This is a genomic window from Methylobacter sp. Wu1 (assembly GCF_036553575.1).
Classification (GTDB): domain Bacteria; phylum Pseudomonadota; class Gammaproteobacteria; order Methylococcales; family Methylomonadaceae; genus Methylobacter.
On record NZ_JAZHOC010000039.1, the window covers coordinates 26,990 to 47,145 of the forward strand.

Sequence of the window (20,156 nt, forward strand, 5' to 3'; positions counted from 1 at the left end):
GTAAGTCCTGCTGGGCCTGGCATATCAGGTGGAATGCGTTTCCTGGCGCCGATGCAATAAGATGCACTGGCCTTGGGCCTCTTTTATCCCAGATCGGCCTGCCTTTCGCCGCTACTGATGCGCCCGCCTTCCAGCGTATCGATAATGTAAACCTTGCCGTCGCCGTGGTGGCCGCTGTGGGCCACCCGCATGATGGTTTGAAAGATGATCTCCACCAAGTGATCGGGGGCGAAGATCTCAAGCCGCTTCTTAGGCAGAAACGGACTGTAATCTTGAATGTGTTGCATGCGTTCGCGGCCGAACCCTTCGCAATCCATGACGGATAGGCCTGGAAAGCCGGGAATATCCATTAACGCTACCGTTACTTGACTAAGTTTGTGAGGTTGAATGTAAGCACGTATTTCTTTCATGGCTATTCCTTAGGATTCTTCGGCTTCGGCAAAATAGCGGTATAACGCGGGCAGCAATGTCAGCGTCAGCAGCGTGGCAGTGATCAGGCCGCCGATAATCACAACCGCAAACGGTTTGGCCGTTTCCGAGCCTACGCTGGTGGATAGCGCCGCCGGAAACAGGCCCAGCATCGCCATCAGCGCGGTCATGACCACCGGCCTGAGCCGGCTGACCGAGCCGTTGACGATCGCATCATGCAGCGGCTGGCCTTCCCGCCGCAGTTTATTGAGCTGCGAAACCAGAATCACGCCGTTTTGTACGGCGATGCCAAACAGGGCGATAAAGCCTACGGCGGCGGAAACGCTGAGATTGATGCCGGTAGCCAGCAGGATCAATAGGCCGCCGATCATCGCGAACGGCACATTCATCACGATCAAGGCGGCGTTTTTTACCGATAGAAAGGCCCAGAACAGCAGCACGAAAATCAGCCCCAGGCTGATAGGGACGATGACCGCCAGACGTTTCATCGCCCGTTGCTGGTTCTCGAACTGGCCGCTCCAGACGATGTGATAGCCGGGCGGCAGCTCGACCTGGGCGGCGACTTTTCGCTGGGCTTCGGCGACAAAGCTGCCCTGATCGCGGTTGATCAGATTGCACTTGATGGCGATTCTGCGCATGCTTCCCTCGCGGCTGATTCTGGATGCGCCCTGATTGACCTTGATGGCGGCCAGCTGCGAGAGCGAAATGCGCTGGCCTCCAGGCGCCTGCACTGTCAGACTTTCCAGGCCGGCGATTGAGTTGCGGGCGTTTTCTTCGTAACGCAAATTGATATCGAAACGCCGTTCGCCTTCCAGAAACTGTGACGCCGCCTTGCCGCCCAAGCCGATCTCCAGCAAACGCTCGACATCGGCAATATTGATGCCATAGCGGGAAATTTTGGCGCGGTCGATGTCGACGATCACTTGCGCCAGACCGGCTTGCTGTTCGGCGGCGACATCGGTAGCGCCGCGGATGGAAGCCAGAATGCGGGTGATCTGGTTGCCTTTTTCCTGCAGGACCTTCAAGTCGCTGCCGAAGACTTTGATGGCAATTTCGCCTTTTACGCCGGAGATCGCTTCTTCTACGTTATCCTGAATAACCTGGGAAAAGTTGGTTTGAATGCCCGGAAAAATCGATAATTCCTTGTCCATGGCTTGAACCAGCTCATCTTTTTTGGAATAGCGCCAGGTTTGTTTGGGATTGAGATCCATCAATACTTCAAGATTATTGTAGCCCTTGGGGTCAGTGCCATCTTCCGGGCGGCCCAACTGGGTCAATACCATGTTAGCTTCACTGAAGGTTTCCAGCTTTTCACGCACCTCGCGTTCTATGTTCTTGGCCGTGGTCAGCGATATGGATGTCGGCAGGGTAATGGTCAGCCAGATGTTGCCTTCGTCGAGTTTGGGCATGAACTCTGTGCCGATCAGGCGCAGCGACATGAAACTCAGCACCAGAGCGACCACCGCCGATACGAATACGGCACGGGCATGCTTAAGCACCCATTCCAACAGTTGGCGGTAACGCCGCTCCATGGCGTGTACCAGCGGATTATGGCGCTCGGCAATCCTGGGGCCCAGCAAATAGGTCAGCATGGCCGGTATGAAAGTCAGGCTGAACAGCATCGATGCCACCAGCGCGAAGCTGAGGGTGTAGGCCATAGGCGAGAAAATCTTCTCCTCCACGCGCTGAAAGGTAAAAATCGGCAGAAAAGCGATAATAATGATGGCCTTGGAAAACAGAATCGGCCGGCCCATTTCGCTGGCTGTATTGAGCAGGGACTGGCGTAAATGGTGGATATCGGCCTGATGCTGCAAATCCAGCGTTATCTGCACCATGACCGCCTCCACCAGCACCACGGCGCTGTCCACGATAATGCCGAAATCGATGGCGCCCAGTGAAATCAGATTGGCGGAAATATCGGCGAGGTCGACCAGGATAAACGCAAACAACAGCGACAAGGGGATGATCAGCGTTATCACAAACGCCGCCACGAAGCGGCGCAGGAACACCAGCAGAATAATCAGGATCAGCACGGCCCCTTCGACCATGTTGTGTTCAACCGTGTGCACGGTATGGCCGACTAATTCGGTGCGGTCGTAAATCGGCGTGATCTTGACGCCGGGCGGCAGGCCGAAGTCGTTGAGCTCCGCGATTTTTTCTTTGACGCCGTTCAGGACATTGATAGCATCGCTGCCTTTGATCAGCAGCACGATGCCTTCGACGATATCGTCGCGCTGGTTCATGGCGACGATGCCGGTTCGGGGCTGCGGACCAATGCTGATATCGGCGATGTCCTTGACGCGCACCGGCACGCCATCGTAGCTGGTGATCACGATTTCGCCGATTTCATCGGCCGATTTCAGCAGGCCGACGCCCCTGACGACCAGCGCCTCGTCGCCTTCTTCGATATAACCGCCGCCGGTATTGGTGTTGTTGGCGGCAATGGCATCGTATATCTGATTGAGGCTGAGGCGGTAATTTCTCAGGCGGTCCGGCTTGACCTCGACCTTGTACTCCTTGACGCCGCCGCCGTAGGACACCACATCGGCCACGCCTTGTACCGTGCGCAAGCGGGGTTCTATGACCCAGTCCTGCAGCGCGCGCTGTTCGATCAGCGGCAGATGCCTGGCATCGATCACATAGCGGTAGATTTCGCCGACGCCGGTTGAAAGCGGGCCGAGTTCGGGCCGGGCATCGGCGGGAAGATCGGCGCTGTGCAGGCGTTCCAATACCTGCTGCCTGGAGAAGTAGTCTTCGGCGCTGTCGTCGAAGGTCAAGGTGACGACCGACAGCCCGAAAATGGACACCGAGCGCATATTGAGCAGATGCGGCAAGCCGTTCATCACGCGCTCGATGGGCAGCGAGATCAGCTTTTCCACTTCCTCCGGGGCCTGGCCGGGGTATTGGGTCACGACCTGCACAAACACGTTCTGCACATCCGGGAAAGCCTGCACCGGCAGTTTTTCAAAGGCAACAATGCCGGAAATGGCAATCGCTATCGTCACTCCGATAACCATCAGCCGTTGCTGCAGGCAAAAGGCGATAATGCGGGCGATCATGTTGGCAATGCCGGGCTAATGATTGGCATCGTTGGCATCTTCCTCCGCGCGCAGCACCAGCGCGCCTTCCGTGACCAGCTTGTCGCCGGCTTGCAGTCCCTGGCTGATGACGGCTCTGTCCTTGAGGCGCAGGCCCAGCTTGACAGGGCGTTGCTGATAATGGTTTTCATCGAGCGCGACGAAAACAAAGTCGGCTTCATCTTCGGTAAACACCGCTGTCAAAGGAACGACGATGGCCCGTGCACCAGGCTCGCTTTCTACATTGATCGTGGCGTACATGCCGGGCAACAGGCGGCCATCCGGATTGGCCAGCTCGCAACGCACCTGGACGCTGCGGGTAGTCTCATTCAGCACCTGGCCGATATATTGCACAGTGGCCGGAAAATGTTCGCCCGGGTAGGCCGGTACCTCGACGCTCAACCTTTGCCCTTTTTTGATCTTGGCGAGATTGATCTCAAAAACGTCCATGATCACGGTCAGGCTTTTGATGTCGGAGACTACAAACAAAGGTTTGTCCAGGTCCGGGCGCACTTCCTGGCCCGGCGTGACGTTGCGTTCCACCACCACGCCCGAGACAGGCGCGCGCAAGGCGAAACGGCCATCGTTCTGTTCCGGGGAGAGATGGAGATTTTTCAGGCGGTTCCGGGTGCGCTCGATTTCGCTGCGCGCTTCGATTAAACCATCTTCGGCCTGCTCCAGTTCTTTGCGGGAAATGACTTTGCCGGCGTAAAGTTCCTTCTGGCGGTTGAAGGTATGCCGGGCCAGGGTGAGTTCAGCCTGGGCTTTGTCATAGTCGGATACCGCACTAGCAACTTCCGGACTATTTAATTCCAGCAAGGTCGTGCCGGTTTGCACCCAGGTGCCCAGCGCAATGGGATTGGCTATGACACGGCCGGCCACCGGCGAACTGATCCGCGAAGTGATGCTTTCATTGTAGGTGATCTTGCCGGCCAGAGGTTCCAGGATGGGGGGGCGAGAAAGGCTGAGCGTGCTGATTTTAATATAGGATTTTTTCGGCGAATCGGTTGCCAGAAAGACTTGGCCTGGCACTTTGGAGGCCTGCGGTTTGGATTGACTGTTATCCGATGTTTCCGAACAAGCCGTTAACAGCGCCGCTATCAGCAGCAGACAGACCGGAAAACGATGAGGCTTGTTACCGGTGCTCATGGGTCTTTCCGTCCGGGTAAGAGATGGATAGCGGCTTTCGACTATCGCCAGCATGGCTGGCCGCGATGTTTTTATCGTTTGTCAGTTCAATGCCTAGCGCTTTGGCAAGGTCATAGTAGGCATTGGTGCGATTGATCATCGCGGCGTAATAGTCGCGCATGACACTTTTATAGCTGCGTTGCGCTTCGATCAGATCCAGCACGCCGGTCGCGCCTTTCTTAAAAGCCAGTTCCGAGCTGTCCCTGACGCTGCGGGCGTCGTCAAGCAAACCGCCATTAAAACGCTGCACGATTTTGTCGGCGCTTTTCCAGGCCGCCTCAGCGCTGACCACATCGTTGCGGATGCCGAGTTCGGTCTGTTCGACCGCCAGATGCGATTGGTTCAAATTGACTGCGGCTTTGCTTGCTTCACCCTGATATTGATAAAACAGCGGCACAGGAACGCTGATGCCAACAAAGGCGGAATTAAGGACGTTATTGCTGGGATCGCGGGCATAGCCGGCGTTTACCGTCACGTCGGGATATTTGAGCCGGCGCGCCAGTTCCAATTCCTTGTCGGCCTGTTCGGCCCGCTGTTTATCGGCTTGCAGATCGGGCCGTTGCTGCAGGGCCTTGTCGATTAGCGCGTCTTTCGGCAGTCCCTGACCGATGTCCTTGATTTCCGGCCACGATTCCTTGGCCGTAAACTGCAGGCTTTTGTCCGGCCAGCGCAGGATCACCGCTAAAGCCGCCTGTGCCTGTTCCACCGCGGTTTGTGCAACATCCAGATCGGATTGGGCGCGCAGCGCCTCCATTTTGACCCGTAAATAGTCTGATTCAGCAATATCGCCGCTTTTCAGCCGCAGGTCATTGGCTTCCGAGATTGCCTGGTAGTGATTGACGATTTCCTGGGCCAGCCAGACGTTTTTCTGGGCCAGCAGCAAATCGTAATAAGCATCCCGAACCATATTGCTGAAGACGCGGACCGCATCGCGCAAATCGCTTTCCGCCGCTTGCGTGGCGAGTCCGCTGCTTTGCATGCGCAAGCCGCGCTTGCCGGCCACTTCGATCAATTGGCTGAAGGAAATGATCTCCGCGGGTCCGCAGGAAACATTGGGGTCATGGCTGCACCCTCTGGCATTGGCGCCCATGTTGGGATTGCTGCTGATTTCCGAAATCTGAATACTGATCACCGGATTCGGTATCGTTCCCGCGATAATCTCTTCTGCGCGGGACTGGTCGATATTGTATTGCGCGGCGATCAAGTCCAGGTTGCGCTGGTAAAAAAGCGCCAGCGCTTCATCAACCGACAAGGGTACATCTTGGGCGTGAGCCGGGCCGAAAGCCAATAGCCCGGCCAGCAGCCCGGCCGTCATCGTTTTTACCCAGCCCATTGCCTTGGACCGGAGACGCCTCGTGATCAGGCTTCCCGGTTTCATTTGATACATCCCGACAAGGTTGTACGTGCTGCTGGCATAGGCGAAATCCTCGAGTCGATTGTATTGACTTAGATGCAACTCATCCCGTGCAATTCCCAGATCATTCCTGTCGGCAGATATATTTCTCTGGCCTGTCCGCTCTTGTTTTATCCAAATCAGGTCGTGTCATAACTTAACCCGCTGATAAAAAAGTCGTTTCACACATTCCGCCGTGATTATGTAGAGCACAATGATTATGCCCAGCAGGCCCAGAACCGATGGCGGCAGTGGCTGAAAGCTGATCGGCATGGCTAACGGCGTATAGGGCAGGGCCACAGTCAAAGCGACAATCGTGAAGGTGGCGAGCACCAGATATTTGCCCGGCCGGCTTTTAAAAATGGACTTTTTGCTGCGCACGACGAAAACGATCAACGCCGCCGAAATTACCGATTCCAGAAACCAGCCGCTGCGGAATTGCTCGACAGGCACTTGCAGCCACAAGAGCAGGCCGAAGGTCAGGTAATCGAATACCGAACTGACGATGCCGAAAGTGATCATGAACTTGCGGATGAACTGAATATCCCAGCGCCGGGGTTGAGTGACCATTTCGGCGTCCACATGGTCGGAAGCGATGGTCATTTCCGGGAAATCGGTCAGCAGGTTAGTCAGCAGGATCTGCTTGGGCAATAACGGCAGAAAAGGCAGAAACAGCGACGCGCCGGCCATGCTGAACATGTTGCCGAAATTGGCGCTGGTCGCCATGAATACATATTTCAGGGTGTTGGCAAAGGTGATGCGGCCCTCCTTGATGCCTTCGAGCAGCACGTCCAGATTCTTTTCCAGCAGCACGATCTGTGCGGTTTCCTTGGCGACGTCGGCCGCGCTGTCGACCGAAATGCCGACATCGGCCGCATGCAGCGCGGACACATCGTTGATGCCGTCGCCCATATAACCGACCACAAACCCGGCTTTTTTCAAGGCGATGATAATGCGCTCCTTCTGGTTGGGTTCGACTTCGGCGAAGACATTCACCTCAGCGACTTGATTCATCAGCGCTCTGCCGCTCATTTGATCGATTTCGGGGCCGGTCAGAATTTTGGAATTGGACAGCCCTAACTGCTGACTGACTGCGTCGGCAACCAAGCGGTTATCGCCCGTGATGATTTTAAGCGTAACGCCCAGCTGCCTGAGCTGTACAATGGTTTGAGCGCAATGGGCCTTAGGCGGATCGAACAGGGTGAGAAAGCCCAGGAAACGCATATCCTGCTCATCGTCTTTGCCCAGTTCGGTTTCTTCCAGCATAGGTTTATAAGCGACACCCAAAGTGCGCAGGCCCTGAGCGCTGAATGTTTCATAGCGTTTTTGAATATGGGCGCGGACCTGTTTGATATCGATCAGCGTACCGTCTCTGTTTTCAGCATAGGTACAGGCATCCAATACGTTAGTGAGTGCGCCTTTGCTGATCAAAACATTCATGCCTGAATCCGAAACCAGTATGCTCAATCGCTTGCGATGGAAATCATAAGGAATCTCGGCCAATTTGCGGCAATCCTTGACCTCGAATGCACAAAAATTCCGGATTGCCTCGTCAATGGAATTGTTGAAGCCTGTCTCATAAAAGGCATTCAGATAAGCATAACGCGATACTTTGACGCTGGGGTTGCCGTTTAAATCCAGGGCGCCCTTCAGGCGGACTTTACCTTCGGTCAGGGTGCCGGTCTTATCGGAACACAAGACATTCATGCTGCCGAAGTTCTCGATGGAAGCCAGGCGTTTGACAATGACTTTCTCCTCGGCCATGCGTTTGGCGCCATGCGCCAGATTGACGCTGATTACCGCCGGAAGTAATTGCGGCGTCAGTCCCACCGCCAACGCCAGCGCGAACAGAAAGGAATCGATCACCGGTTTATGCAGATAAACGTTTACGGCAAAGATCATGATGACCAGGATTAACGTCACCTCCATCAACAGGTAGCCGAACTGTCTGACGCCGCGTTCAAAATCGGTTTCAGGCGCCTTGAGCTCGATGCGCCCGGACAGCTTGCCGAATTCTGTCGCTTGTCCGGTAGCGATGACTAGGGCTTTGGCTTCACCGCTTTGCACATGCGTTCCCATCCACAAGGCATTGCTGCGCTGGCTGAGCGGTGCCTCGGCGGCAACGAGGCCGGTTGATTTTTCGACCGGATAGCTTTCACCGGTCAGAATGGCTTCATCGATGAACAGATGATCGGCGGCCAGCAGCAGGCAGTCGGCCGGAATGATGTCGCCGGCTTTCAGGACGACGATATCGCCCGGAACCAGCGCTTCAACGGCAATTTCCGATAAGGTGCCACCGCGCAGCACCGTTGCCTTGACCTGCACCAGCGCGAGCAGTTTCTCCACGGCATCGGCCGCGCCTTTTTCCTGCCAGAATCCCAGGACGCCGCTGATCAAGACGATAGTCAGGATGATGAGGGCATCGATCCTGTCATGCAGAAAAAAAGATAGACCGGTGGCAAACAGTAAAATCAGGATAATGGAACTTTTGAACTGGGACAGAAACAGGCGCCAGGAACCGGTTTTTTTCTTGCCGTTTAATCGATTGGCGCCGTAACGTTTCAATCGTTCTGCGGCTTGTTCATGGCTCAAGCCTTGCAGCGTCGTTTGCAGCCGTTCCAGGTGCTGTTCAGCGGCAACAGTCCAGAAGGGGAGGTTTTTTTTGATGGCTGTAAACGGTGGGAGCTTGGTCATTATGCTTTCTATTGTGGTGGCTGAAATCCAGTCATGCCATCTTATAAGATGGCTTCCTCCTTGTTGAATTAAGATTGAAGGAGGCAAGCTTTAGTTTATTTGCCTGGGTGCATGATCTTATTTTTGAGCGTTGAGAGTGAGTTTTTGATCTTATCCCAGAAGGCAGCCGATTTTTCGGAATGGATGACGTCTTTTATGCCGTCGATAGCCTCATAAAGCTGTTTATAATCGGCTTTATCGCCATAACCCAGAATTTCGGCAAGCTTCAGTTTTTCCTTGGCCGCATCGGTCAGTTTCAGGATTTCACTTCGGCTGGCTTCTTGAGTCAAATCGCTCTTATGTTCCAGCTCCGATGCCGCCGTCACCAACGCTTCGGCTTTAAGCACGGGTAATGGAATGATTTCGACAGTTTTGACCAGGAGGTTGAGAACATCGTACAGCGCGTCTTCCGCCTCATCCTTTTTGCCTTGATCGATCAGTTTGACGGCGTCCTTGATAGCCGCAGGAAATGTGCCGAGCGGAATGCTTGTGGTGGTGATGCGCATTTCGCTAACGAGATCGGACAGGATGCTACGGGCGTCCTGGACCTTGTGGTCCCTCAGCAATCGATCGGCTTCATCGACTATCTTGTCAACTTCTTTAGGATCGCCGTCAAAATCATCGACATCCGCTTCGATATTGGCCGGTATCAAGGTCAAACCGGGATATTTGGCCAGCAGAACATCGAGTTTGCCCGAGACGTCCTGCAACACGGCCATGGCTTTGCCGGTATCGTTATTTTGCAAGGCAATCAGGGCATTCTGAGTGCCTGCGATAGCTTCCAGCGCCTCGATGGGTGCTTTTTGTTGCCTTTCTGCAAGTTGATTGCGTTTTGTTTCAAGAGATTCTTTGGATTCAGGTGTTGAGGGAGAACCTGGAAGCGTGGCGGCAGTTGCCGCTGAAACGTTCACGGCAGATCCCATCGATACGGCTAAGGCAATGGTTGCGGCAGCGGCTGATTTTTTTAGTTTTTGTTTTTTCATGGTTTTCCCCTCTTATTATTGGTGCATAAATATCTAATTAATAGCCAATTGGCTGAACAACAGGTTTTCGGTAAGTCTTGAAACACAGGGTGAATCTTTATAGATAAAACCTCGATTCATGATTTGCCGTTTAAGTTTATTGATACCGGGCGACAGGCATTTGCCTCGCAGCGTGGGCACTCGCCACGCCGGTCAGCGCTACTGACCGGCGGCAAAGCTAGTTAAAGGCAGAACACAGGATTGAAGTGCTCATTCTGTCCATGAATATCGCCTATGACCTTAAACGGGACTGTCTTTAGGACGTAAAACGTTCGATGCTTGAACCGATTGGACTGCTTCGGCGCCCGTTTCTTCCACCACAACATTCAGTTCAGCAGGTCGGCCCATGCACAATCTTTGATAAACGCGCGCGGCCGCGATGCCGTTGATCACGAACGCGATAGTGATAGGCAGCGCAAACCACGGGCCATGACTGCTGGCGTGGGAAAGCAGCAAGTCCTCGCCAAGGAATGCCGGTGAAATCGGAAAACCGACCAGCCCTAAGAAACTCAAAAACAAGAGCAAGGCAAGCTTCGGCTGCGTTTCCGCCATGGCGCGGTAGGCAAAAGGTGAGTCGGCAAAATTCTCATGCTTAAGCAGTCTGGCTAAAACGATCAGCCCCAAAATCCAGGCCGGGACGATGCCGCTGGCAAAGAGCAAAATATCGGACGAGGCGGCGGGATTTAAAAACCAGACCGCCACGCCCGCCAGAATCGAACTCAAGCCGACTGCATTCCAGACCTTGAAAGGGCTGTGCTTCTGGCTGAAGGCGCTCAATGAGGCAAACACCATAAAGATCGATATCGGGATGGCCAGATACTGGGTGCTGGTGCCGAGTCCTTCGATGATGAGCAGAACCAGGGCGAAAAAACCGATGGCATTGAGGAGCTTGAGCCAAGGATTCATGGCATTGAGCGCAGCGCCTATGCGTTTTAAAGGTTCCCAAAGCGCATCGCGTACCAAGAGTTCCAGATTGCCTTCCTGCAGCGAGAACACATAAAGCGTGTTCTGCAGGACTTCCGGCAAGGTATTGCGGAGCGAAGCCGGCAGAGACCGGAACCTTGAACTGTTGGTGATATAAAAACCGGTATCGGCCGAGCCTTCTACGCGCAGTAAATGAGCGACGATGGAAGGCGAGACCAGCAATTGATAGCTGCGTAAAAAGGCATTGCCCAGAAAATGGATCAGTACCAGCGTTTCAAGGCCGAGCGCCAGCTCCATAAACATGAAGCCCACCTGGGTAATCGAGGCGTAAGCGATCTGGCCTTTGATGTTCGATTGCGTTTTTTCGGAGAGACTGGCCACGACGACCGTCAGCAAACCGATGGCGAACACGATAAAGCGGGTGAAATAATGGTAGGTCCAGATCGGCGTGGTGCGCAGCAATAAGAAGACGCCTAAATGTACCGATAATGCGCCGTAGAAAATGGCGCTGGAAGGCGTCGGCCCTTCCATGGCCCGCGGCAGCCAAAAGCAGAACGGAAACTGCGCGGATTTGCCCGATGCCGCGATCAGGATCAAGAACGACAGCAACAGCAACGCGGCGTATCCGGCAGGCGGCATGGCAGGGTTTTCGAACAAGGTCGCTAATTGGCTGAAACGCTGGCTTTCATGGAACAGCATGTGGCTCATCCAGGCCCCCAGCAGCAGGCCGATATCGCAAAACCGGTAAACGGTGTAGGCCCGTAACGCATTGCGCACGGGCTGGACGCGATGCCGGTAGAAGGCGATCAGCAGGAACGAGGCGATGCCGACGATTTCCCAGCCGGCAAAGAGCATGTCGATGGAGCCGGACAGAATGACCATATTGAGCCCGAACAGAAAGCCGAATATGGTCAGGAAGAAGCGCTTGTAGCCGGCTTCGCGATGCAGATAGACACGGCAGTATTTGACGATGACCGAAAAAATCGCCCACGCGCAAAACAGGTAGACAGCGCTGACCTTATCCAGATAGAACAAAACCGGGAACCGGTAATCGTCGGCTTCATAAAGCGTAAGCCACTCATATTCATGATTCGGGAAACCGGCATGGGCCCACAGGAGCAACAGGGCCGCAATGCTGAGGCCCAGCGCGTGGCTGCACCAGAAGCTGATTTTGGCGATTTTCTGTTCATGCCTGTCGGACAGGAAAATCAATAAAAATCCCAGCAAGGGTATGAATTGGCTGATGACGAGTAATCCGTTCATGCGTGCCTCCGGACTAATTGATGAACAGGGATTGTTTGTGTCTGGCCCACGATGATTTCTTCCGAGTGCGCTGCCTTAGGTACCTGGCAGTCCGCCGGCAGTTCGACCTTTTCCCAGCCGGTTGCGGCATACAGGAAGAAATCCTGGCTGTCGGGCTGGCAGGCAACCAGACGCACCCAGTCATTATCGACCCAGTCTCTGAGTGAGCTGATTTTGGCAAACGCCTTGTCCAGTATATCGGGGCTTTGTTCGACGACGATCAATAAGCGCGCCGGTTCGTGCACTTCAATCATTTGTGACGGCAAGCCGGTGCGCAGATCGCCCTCGACGCCGTTGGCGACGCCGAGCAAGCCGATCACGTTGTGGGGCAGTTTGGTGCCTGCGCCGTAGGCCGAGTTATCGACGCGCGAGAACAGATACTCCAGATTGATGCCGCCGCAGACCGGGAAAACGGCGGACAGAATCTGGACCAGAATGTCGCCTTCCGCATCGGTGCCGGGATCATAGGAATGCAGGAAGGCGCGCCGGTCTAGGAACAGGCCCCGCGTCAACGCTCTTCTGCCGACGATGCAGTAAAGATTATTGGAATGATTGTATTCCGGGCGCGGTTCGAATATCGATGAAGCGCGTTCCATCACATGCTCGTGCGCATCTTCATGGGAATGCGATTGCGGGCTCAGCTCGAACCAGCGGCAGCGCTCACGCGCATTGCGCTGCAGGGCCTTTTCCATGGTTTGCTGGAAGGCAGGCAGGCTGGGCGCCGGATGCTGTTCCAGCAAATGCTTGTCGAAATAGGTGATTTCATCGCGGCTGGTATTGTGCAGGGCCGCCACGAACCGGGCCGCATCCGGAATAGCGATGCCGCGTTCGCGCAGGATGGCGCGCACGGATTCATTATTGGCCATCCAGGCGAAGGCGCGGGCATTGGGCGCGCCCGGCTTGCCGGAACAGGCGCCGCAATCATACGCGGCGAAGTGCGGGTTATTGACGCTGCTGGAGCCGTGCGCGACGATGACCACCAGCGGCGCGAAATTTTGGGTCAGGCCGATATTGCTCAGCAGCTTGCCTACGCGGTCCGCCATTTCCGTAAAAGAAAATCCCAGCAAGTAACCGTCTTCGGTCGGTTCATCGGATTCCCTCACTAAATGCAGATGGGAGTGCGACTCGACCTCGCTCAAGGTCCTGATGCCCGGCAGTTTCGAGCCCGGCCGGAAGACGTTCCAGGCCATGCGTGCGGCATAACCGATGCCCAGGGTTTGGGTATAAAGCCAGCCCCTGAACAAGGAATGGGCCGAGAAATGCAGGTTGGCCAGATCGTCGGCCTTGGGCTTGCTGTCCGCTTTCGACTTGCTGCCTGATTCCTTGATCAAATGCTTGGGGGTAATGATGTTGGGGCATTGCGCCACCGGATAAGCATCGTCCAGTCCCTGGTACAGAAAATCGATGCCGAAAAAGCCGGCCGCGCCAAAAGTTTCGATGGCCGGATCGATTTCTTCCAGATAACGCCTTAACGAACACTCGCGGTCATCGAGGCAGAATAGCGCTTGCACTTCAGGCGCGGGTTTGGCGGCCGGCGCTGCAGCGTTCGCCTGTAACCCAAGCAGTAATTCGCTGTGCAGCGACCATTCCATGGCTTCGTGCCAGATTCTCAACTGCAACGGGATTTTCGGTTTCAATGCGCCGTTCTTGAGCAGCGGAATAGACTCTGAATGAGGCACAGAGGCCACATTAGAAAAATTGGGGCCTTTTTTCTTATGCAGCAAGGCCAGTTCGATAGCCAGTTCCACCGCGATCATCTGCTTGAGCGAAATGTTCCGGCGGGCAAGCAGCGCCCGCGGATTCTGCTCGATGATGCGCACCATGCCGGCCCAGCCCGGATGGGCCAGGAGCATTTCCAGCAGATACTGTTCGTAGAGCTGTTCATCGCCGACTATTTTTTCCAGACAAACCCGAATGACCTGGTCCATGTCCTCAGACAGCAACTCACGCACCACGGGCTCATTCAAGGGATAAAGCGGCAGGAAACTGTTCTGCGCCAGCCGCAGTACGCAATCCCAGAAATTTTCTTCATCTTTCGGCAGGCTCCAGCGGCTGATGCCTTGATCCAGGAAATTGCCCAACAGGCGAAACAGAACCGGATGCGCCAATACGTTCAGTCCGACTTCGATACGGGTCAGCCAGGTCGTGCGAATGCCATTATTGGCCAGCGATAGCGGCGGATAATGACTGGCATCATCTTTTACGAACAAGCTGGCGCGCAGCTGCTCTTGCTTGTGTTTGGCGCAGCCGGAATGGGCAAGCGCCCAATCAATGGCGAAATCCTTGATCCGGCCGCGCCGATGCAGTTGCTGATAATCTTCCAGTGGAAGATAGCTGCGTGCGCCGAAGATTTTCGCCGCTATCGCCACGCCTTCGTGAAAAGGCAGATGCTGAACGGCATGCAGGGTATTGTGGTGAATAAAATCTTTGAGCGGCCCCTGGGTAGGCAGCCAGTGCGCGATATGATCGATAACGGCATCCAGATCGAATTTATGAAGGCCATTCGTTTCATAGGTGCTTTCCATTAAAGAGTGATGTTCACGATAAGCCATATTGCTTTTTCACCTCGATAGGATGGATTCAAAAAGATAGGCTTGCGGTAGAAAACCGATGCCTTATAAAACGGAGTCATGAAAACTGATGACTTAAAGGGATACATTAACTGTGCCAATGTGTTTCTTTTTAATACCTTGGCCTTAAAAAATGTATTAAATCAAAGACTTGTTATTGTCTCCGATTTCTCGTGGCGGTATAGGAAACAGCGGCCAATGGTTTAAATAAACCATTGCAGATGGTTGGAATCAACCGCAGGAAAGGGCGGCTCGTTATTTTGTTCGGATGATAAGCATGAAGATGACGAGCGGAGGAACGTTATGGGGGCAGGCTTTCAAAACGGGCTTTCTTACAGGCTGGGCTGGCATTATCGCGCGTTATATTTTCAGCCATGCTGTGCCGCAGAGGCTTTTTCGCCGCCTCAGCGATGCATTCGGCTGGCGCTTCAGGAAGTAGGCTGAGTTGGCAAACCCAGCATGTCGGAGTCGCCAAAGCTGGGTTTCCGCTAAAACTCCGACCCAGCCTACACAGGTTTATCCCGTTTTTCGAGCCGAACTGCCAGAGGGCTCAAGCGATTCCTATTGCGCATGGCTAAAGCGCGCCCGCTCTTCGGCAGGACGGCCCAGCGCTTTCGCAAACCAGGGCGGCGGCGCATCAAATACTTTCTGGAATTCCTTCAGCTTATCGGCCGCTTCGATGACATCGGGCACCTTGATCGGATAGATGTCGGCGCGGATGACTTTCGCGGCCGCAGGCCCGCCTATCGACTGCACGAACAGGACATGGCAATCCTTGATCAGATTGGCGCGAAACAGATTTTTGTCGTCGGCGCTGTCGGCTTCGATGGTTGAGCGGATATCGACCAGTTTGCAGTCGGTGCTCGACAACTGGTAAACCAGGAAACGGATGCAGGAGCCGAAGTGTCCGTTGAGCAGCGCGCCGCTGTTCGAGCCTATGGCGACGCGGATCGATTCGGGCATGTCGCCGTCCTTATAAGGCTGGATGGCCGGCAGGCTTTCATCTTCCAGTTCATCGCCCCACAGGTAGCGTACCGCCAGTTTGATGTTTTCAAGGCCGATGCCGATGTCCTCGCCGTCTTCCTCGCCATCGAGGCTGCCGATGCCGGTTTTGAGGTTGGTGACGGTGATCGATTTCAGCTTTTCATCACTCAGCGGCGAGCCTACGCGCTCATGCAGAATGTCCAGCAATTTCGGCACGCCGATGCCGGGCAGGACGCGGGTCGCCAGGGCGATGCGCAGGGCTAGTTCACGAGGTAAGGGGTGCATATCAAACTCCTGATCATTGTGTGCTTTGGGGTTGGGAGGAGGTAAGTAATAATTTCAGTATTTTTCTGGTCGATGCCAGTTCCAGTGCGGTGAAATCGTCATGAACTTTCAAATCGGGATTCGCGCCGGCTGCCAGCAGCCGTTCAACGACCTGCTCCCGGCCGCTGGAAGCGGCAAAGATCAAGGCGGTGGCGCCCGAATCGGGGTTTTGGTAATCGATGTTGATGCCGGCATCGAGCAGGGCATCGATACAGGCGATGTCCTGCGCGTAGCAGGCGGCCCACAAGGCGTTATTGCCGTACTGGTCGGTGATATTCAAATCGGCGCCGTGCCCGAGCAGGTATTCGACGATGTCGCTGCGGCCCTGCTGGCAAGCCAAAATCAATGGATGCACGCCGGCTTCGTTTTGTTCGGCGGAAGCGCAATGGTTCCGCAGCCAGTCCGTGATTTCAGGTTGCATCGGTGGCATCCTTGCGGCGTTCCTGCCAGCCGGCATAGCCGCCTTGCAGGCTGTAGACAGCCTTGAAGCCGAAGTCAGCGAAGAATTCAGCCAGGTGCTCGCTGGCATGGCCGTAATAGCAGTAAATCAACAGACTGCGCTGTTTGTCGCCGCGTTTGACCAGCGATTCCTTCAGGCCCTCGTGCACATGCAGCGCATCCTCCAGATGGCCGGCCTTGTAATCTTGCAGGCTACGGCAATCCAGAATCAGCGGCTGGGATTCCTTGATCAGTTTTTCAGATTCGGCAGCGGAGATTTTTTTATATTTCATCGTTATGTAATGACTGCGACAGTCACTCCTCGCAAAGGTACGGTTGTTTGTAGTAAAGCTGACAATTTGACCGTGTTTTTCGCACCCGCGGAAAAACCTTGCTAAATGTTTTCAATTGTTTAGCCGGCGTCAGCAGGTTCTGTTGATTAATCATGCAAAACGTTTGCCAGTTTTGTGTTGCAATCTGATGCAGGCTGTCTTTCGGGAAAAAAAAAGCGCCTTATCAAAAAGATAAGACGCCGAGCTCTGCTTCATGGGCAAATGAGAAGGATGATGAGAGAGGTACACTTACGAACAGCAGCACTAATAGCGCCAGATTAAAAATTCCTGTTTACTCAATGGGTTGTTACAGTTGCGGTTAATTATCAAGCTCCTTCTTGCACCAAAATCGGCTTTGAGCTATCCATTTTGGTGCGTCTGAAACTGGCTAGACCGCTCCGACCGCCGCTTCCTTGACCACAACAATGGTATTTTTTTCGGCTTCTTCAAAAGCAACGATCTCGGTATTCGGCTTATAGGCTTTTGCCTCTCTGTAAGCCGTCGCAACCTTGTCTTCGGCGGATTGGCCTTTCAAATCGTTTTTCTCTATATACAATTCGTCAAGCAGTTCATTCCAGACCAGGCCTTGTTTGTACGGGATGAGTTTATAAGTCACGCCTTCCAGCGCCACTTGCATGCCCTTGCCGATATTCTCGACATAAATCAGGGCAATGCAGTCTTCGGCCAGGTCGTCTTTGTATTTTTCGACCAGCACGGGCAGCAAGCTCAGCTCCGGCAGCAGACCGTTGATGAATTTGATTTTGTCGTTTTCAATCAGCAGGGCGGAATGAATCAAAAGCGCTTCGGGCGGGTTGCGGTCGTTTGCATTTGTAGTGCCTTCGCGCAATTTGCCTTCCTTCAAAACCAGATCGCCACGGTAAGCGTATACACCGGCATCGCTGGTCTGGCCGTTTACCAGTGTGACCGTCAGTAATCCTTTCGCTTGATAAGTGTCGAGTAGCATTGTTTTTTCTCCAGAACTTTTAATATAGATAATGGCTTTGTTTGGGGTTCCCCTTTTATCTGGAGAAAAGCAAAATGCTTGCCAACATCGTCGGGTGTTGTAAAAAACACAAGCAGAAAGCCGTCAAAGCCAGTATTCATACCGGATACAAGGCTTTTTTTCATTGAAAAACCGGTTGAACAAAATCAAGGGAAAACCGCTCAAAGGCGTAACAGTAGCGGTTTTTTGAAGTAATGCGGACAAGATAATGTCGGTAATCTTACAAAAATACCGATTGGGGTTTTAACAGGTTGTTAGTGTCTAAAAAATAGCCTGTATTTGTTGTATTTAAGCTGTGAAAAGGAGACATGACCATGTGGTTACTATTCCTGACACTGATTTTGTTCGTGATTCTTATCAAGGTAGAAAAAAATATGCCTTTCCTCAAGGACCCTCCTCGTAAGGTCCTTGAATCTTACAGGACCAACTTCAAGCTGTTCATGTTCAATGAAATAGCCCTGGCGATACTGTCTGTCGAATCGATCTATCTATTAGTCGATAAATTCTCCGGTTACGGGCTCCTGAGCGGCATGGCCGATGGGCCGGTCAAATACCTGCTGGCTTTTGTGCTGATGGATTTGACGCTTTATTTATGGCATCGCTCCGAGCACATTTTCAAGTTCCTCTGGGGGTTTCATCAGATCCATCATAGCGATGCCTGCGTCAACGTCACGACGGCCGTGCGCTTCCATACCCTGGCTCTGATACTGGTTGTTGCGGTCAAGGCGCTGTTTTTTATATTGATGGGGCTGAGTTCTGCGCTTGTCCTGTATTTTGAAAGCATTATGGCCGTGTTCGTCATTCTCCAGCATGCCAATCTCGTATTTCCCTATGAACGATATATCGGGAAGATCTTTATCGTGCCGCATTTGCACAGGCTTCACCATTCCCGGGCGCTAAGTCAGCGCGACAAAAACTTCGGCGTAGTTTTCTCTTTTTGGGACAGGATTTTTGCCACGCATCTGGATGCCGTGCCTGAAGGAATCGGCCTGCCGCTCATGGAGCGTCCCAGTTTTGTGCAATTGCTGAAAATGGGCTTTGTCAACGCCGTGGAGGGAATTGGCGGCTTTTTTCGCACAACCAGAAGGACCTATAGTGCGCTCAACCAGTTTTTGCACTTTAACAATTAGGGAATATGATGAATAATTGGCGCGGCCAATTGAAAGATTATGCATTAATGATAAAAAAGTTATGTTCAATTTTTACATTTAAATACTTGTTATTTATATGTGCATTGCTGCCGTTTTTACTAATGGCAGGCGATATCATTACCGACAATCTCGGGGCGAATCCGATAGAGGATCTGTTGAACCGAAGCGGCTTATGGACCCTGCGTTTCCTGCTGATTACCTTGGCGATCAGCCCTTTAAGGCTGCTGTTCAGGAAATGGCCGATCATGAAATACCGGCGCATGCTGGGCCTGTTTACTTTCTTTTATGCCACTGTCCATTTATTGGTATTCCTGGTCTTTGATCACTCCCTCAACGTTACCGATATCGTCGAGGCGATTACCATAAGCCCGGCCGTTCAGATAGGCCTGATTGTCTATCTGATATTGATTCCCCTGGCCATCACCTCGACCAATGACATGATGCGCCGGCTGGGCAAGCGCTGGGCGAAGCTGCACAATTTTGTCCATACCGCCGCCTTGCTGAGCATCGCGCATTTTGTATTCAGCGAGAAAGCCGATATTTCCATTCCGCTGTATTACGGTGCCTTTCTGATTTTTCTCCAGGTGACCCGCATTGTACTCAACAAGCGTAAGCAGATTGCCCTGCTCAAGCGTCCGCATTTGCAGCAAGATGGTGAATTTGAGGCTTAAAAGTCCCGCCAAATATCCCTTCCGATAATCCTTTCTGATCCGCCGATGATTACCATACGAACCGCCACGTCTGCCGATGTTGAACAAATGGTGGAGCTTCTGAGCGAGCTGTTTGCCATCGAAGCCGATTTTGTTTTTGACCGGGACAAGCAGGTCTGCGGACTCAGGCAATTGCTGGAAAGCGGCAAGGATCGTGTTTTTGTCGCTGAATCAGGTAAGCATGTGGTGGGCATGTGCAGTGTGCAGACCCTGATTTCCACAGCCGAAGGCGGTCCGGTGGGACTGCTCGAGGATCTGATCGTTACGGCGGCGTTTCGCCGCCAGGGCATCGGCGAAAAATTGCTGGCTGCGGCCGTTGACTGGGCGGAAAGACAGGGCTTCAAGCGACTGCAATTGCTGGCGGACAAAAACAACCTGCCGGCTTTGGCGTTTTATGAAAAACAGGCATGGTGCCAGACGCAGTTGATTTGCCTGAGAAAGTGTTAGCCGTAGGGTACGCGGTGCATTTACAAAGCTGAGAAAGGGTAGGCTGGGTTGCTAAACCCAGCATTCGGAGCCGCCCATGCCGGGTTTCCGCTAAAGCTCCAATCCAGCCTACGGAGTAACCATGAAATG

16 protein-coding genes are annotated in these 20,156 nt (G+C 53.6%); 4 read left to right on the plus strand and 12 right to left on the minus strand.

Annotated features, from left to right (window positions below; translation table 11 throughout):
• Window positions 1-83: 83 nt before the first annotated feature.
• The 8 genes from V2P20_RS05260 to V2P20_RS05295 form a co-directional block, all read right to left on the minus strand.
• Window positions 84-410 (minus strand): P-II family nitrogen regulator, encoded by a 327-nt coding sequence (locus V2P20_RS05260; protein WP_331816830.1) that lies wholly within the window; start codon window positions 408-410, stop codon window positions 84-86.
• A gap of 9 nt (window positions 411-419) precedes the next feature.
• Entirely contained in the window at window positions 420-3,488 is a 3,069-nt protein-coding gene (locus V2P20_RS05265; RefSeq protein ID WP_331816832.1) for a CusA/CzcA family heavy metal efflux RND transporter, read from the minus strand.
• A gap of 15 nt (window positions 3,489-3,503) precedes the next feature.
• Window positions 3,504-4,655 carry an efflux RND transporter periplasmic adaptor subunit gene (locus V2P20_RS05270; protein ID WP_331816834.1) on the minus strand — a complete coding sequence of 384 codons (1,152 nt, stop codon included), beginning with the start codon at window positions 4,653-4,655 and terminating at the stop codon, window positions 3,504-3,506.
• Window positions 4,642-6,072, minus strand: a complete 1,431-nt coding sequence (locus tag V2P20_RS05275) for a TolC family protein (RefSeq protein WP_331816836.1) — start codon at window positions 6,070-6,072, stop codon at window positions 4,642-4,644. The genes V2P20_RS05270 and V2P20_RS05275 overlap by 14 nt, the downstream gene beginning before the upstream one ends.
• Window positions 6,073-6,237: 165 nt before the next feature.
• Entirely contained in the window at window positions 6,238-8,781 is a 2,544-nt protein-coding gene (gene mgtA / locus V2P20_RS05280; RefSeq protein ID WP_331816838.1) for a magnesium-translocating P-type ATPase, read from the minus strand.
• Window positions 8,782-8,876: 95 nt separating this feature from the next.
• A complete protein-coding gene (locus V2P20_RS05285; RefSeq protein WP_331816840.1) occupies window positions 8,877-9,803 on the minus strand; it encodes a YfdX family protein in 927 nt (308 codons plus the stop codon).
• Between the two features lie 279 nt (window positions 9,804-10,082).
• A complete protein-coding gene (locus tag V2P20_RS05290) occupies window positions 10,083-12,029 on the minus strand; it encodes a proton-conducting transporter membrane subunit (RefSeq protein WP_331816841.1) in 1,947 nt (648 codons plus the stop codon).
• Window positions 12,026-14,620 carry a DUF2309 domain-containing protein gene (locus V2P20_RS05295; protein ID WP_331816842.1) on the minus strand — a complete coding sequence of 865 codons (2,595 nt, stop codon included), beginning with the start codon at window positions 14,618-14,620 and terminating at the stop codon, window positions 12,026-12,028. Before V2P20_RS05295 ends, V2P20_RS05290 begins: the two co-directional genes overlap by 4 nt.
• 295 nt (window positions 14,621-14,915) lie before the next feature.
• Between V2P20_RS05295 and V2P20_RS05300 the strand changes: the two genes are divergently transcribed.
• Window positions 14,916-15,077, plus strand: a complete 162-nt coding sequence (locus tag V2P20_RS05300) for a hypothetical protein (RefSeq protein ID WP_331816843.1) — start codon at window positions 14,916-14,918, stop codon at window positions 15,075-15,077.
• A 122-nt stretch (window positions 15,078-15,199) separates the two neighbouring features.
• Here the strand turns inward: V2P20_RS05300 and V2P20_RS05305 are convergent, their stop codons facing one another.
• From V2P20_RS05305 to V2P20_RS05320, 4 genes are all read right to left on the minus strand, one after another.
• Entirely contained in the window at window positions 15,200-15,907 is a 708-nt protein-coding gene (locus tag V2P20_RS05305) for a dinitrogenase iron-molybdenum cofactor biosynthesis protein (RefSeq protein ID WP_331816844.1), read from the minus strand.
• 13 nt (window positions 15,908-15,920) lie between these two features.
• Window positions 15,921-16,367, minus strand: a complete 447-nt coding sequence (locus V2P20_RS05310; RefSeq protein ID WP_331816845.1) for an ankyrin repeat domain-containing protein — start codon at window positions 16,365-16,367, stop codon at window positions 15,921-15,923.
• Window positions 16,357-16,677: a rhodanese-like domain-containing protein gene (locus tag V2P20_RS05315; RefSeq protein ID WP_331816847.1), complete on the minus strand. Its 321-nt coding sequence runs from the start codon at window positions 16,675-16,677 to the stop codon at window positions 16,357-16,359. Before V2P20_RS05315 ends, V2P20_RS05310 begins: the two co-directional genes overlap by 11 nt.
• A 427-nt stretch (window positions 16,678-17,104) precedes the next feature.
• On the minus strand, window positions 17,105-17,680 hold the full coding sequence (locus V2P20_RS05320) for a hypothetical protein (RefSeq protein ID WP_331816849.1): 576 nt from the start codon (window positions 17,678-17,680) through the stop codon (window positions 17,105-17,107).
• Window positions 17,681-18,033: 353 nt separating this feature from the next.
• Between V2P20_RS05320 and V2P20_RS05325 the strand changes: the two genes are divergently transcribed.
• The 3 genes from V2P20_RS05325 to V2P20_RS05335 all read left to right on the plus strand — a co-directional run bounded on the left by V2P20_RS05325 (window position 18,034) and on the right by V2P20_RS05335 (window position 20,027).
• Complete coding sequence (locus tag V2P20_RS05325; protein WP_331816851.1) at window positions 18,034-18,849, plus strand: sterol desaturase family protein; 816 nt, start codon at window positions 18,034-18,036, stop codon at window positions 18,847-18,849.
• A 122-nt stretch (window positions 18,850-18,971) separates the two neighbouring features.
• Complete coding sequence (locus V2P20_RS05330; RefSeq protein ID WP_331816853.1) at window positions 18,972-19,541, plus strand: protein-methionine-sulfoxide reductase heme-binding subunit MsrQ; 570 nt, start codon at window positions 18,972-18,974, stop codon at window positions 19,539-19,541.
• 45 nt (window positions 19,542-19,586) lie between these two features.
• A complete protein-coding gene (locus V2P20_RS05335; RefSeq protein WP_331816855.1) occupies window positions 19,587-20,027 on the plus strand; it encodes a GNAT family N-acetyltransferase in 441 nt (146 codons plus the stop codon).
• Window positions 20,028-20,156: the final 129 nt, after the last annotated feature.

Excerpts from the sequence above, each read along its gene's own strand:
- V2P20_RS05260 (WP_331816830.1), bottom strand. The coding sequence starts at position 410 with ATGAAAGAAATACGTGCTTACATTCAACCTCACAAACTTAGTCAAGTA.
- V2P20_RS05265 (WP_331816832.1), bottom strand. The coding sequence starts at position 3,488 with ATGATCGCCCGCATTATCGCCTTTTGCCTGCAGCAACGGCTGATGGTT.
- V2P20_RS05270 (WP_331816834.1), bottom strand. The coding sequence starts at position 4,655 with ATGAGCACCGGTAACAAGCCTCATCGTTTTCCGGTCTGTCTGCTGCTG.
- V2P20_RS05275 (WP_331816836.1), bottom strand. The coding sequence starts at position 6,072 with ATGAAACCGGGAAGCCTGATCACGAGGCGTCTCCGGTCCAAGGCAATG.
- mgtA (WP_331816838.1), bottom strand. The coding sequence starts at position 8,781 with ATGACCAAGCTCCCACCGTTTACAGCCATCAAAAAAAACCTCCCCTTC.
- V2P20_RS05285 (WP_331816840.1), bottom strand. The coding sequence starts at position 9,803 with ATGAAAAAACAAAAACTAAAAAAATCAGCCGCTGCCGCAACCATTGCC.
- V2P20_RS05290 (WP_331816841.1), bottom strand. The coding sequence starts at position 12,029 with ATGAACGGATTACTCGTCATCAGCCAATTCATACCCTTGCTGGGATTT.
- V2P20_RS05295 (WP_331816842.1), bottom strand. The coding sequence starts at position 14,620 with ATGGCTTATCGTGAACATCACTCTTTAATGGAAAGCACCTATGAAACG.
- V2P20_RS05300 (WP_331816843.1), top strand. The coding sequence starts at position 14,916 with ATGAAGATGACGAGCGGAGGAACGTTATGGGGGCAGGCTTTCAAAACG.
- V2P20_RS05305 (WP_331816844.1), bottom strand. The coding sequence starts at position 15,907 with ATGCACCCCTTACCTCGTGAACTAGCCCTGCGCATCGCCCTGGCGACC.
- V2P20_RS05310 (WP_331816845.1), bottom strand. The coding sequence starts at position 16,367 with ATGCAACCTGAAATCACGGACTGGCTGCGGAACCATTGCGCTTCCGCC.
- V2P20_RS05315 (WP_331816847.1), bottom strand. The coding sequence starts at position 16,677 with ATGAAATATAAAAAAATCTCCGCTGCCGAATCTGAAAAACTGATCAAG.
- V2P20_RS05320 (WP_331816849.1), bottom strand. The coding sequence starts at position 17,680 with ATGCTACTCGACACTTATCAAGCGAAAGGATTACTGACGGTCACACTG.
- V2P20_RS05325 (WP_331816851.1), top strand. The coding sequence starts at position 18,034 with ATGTGGTTACTATTCCTGACACTGATTTTGTTCGTGATTCTTATCAAG.
- V2P20_RS05330 (WP_331816853.1), top strand. The coding sequence starts at position 18,972 with ATGGCAGGCGATATCATTACCGACAATCTCGGGGCGAATCCGATAGAG.
- V2P20_RS05335 (WP_331816855.1), top strand. The coding sequence starts at position 19,587 with ATGATTACCATACGAACCGCCACGTCTGCCGATGTTGAACAAATGGTG.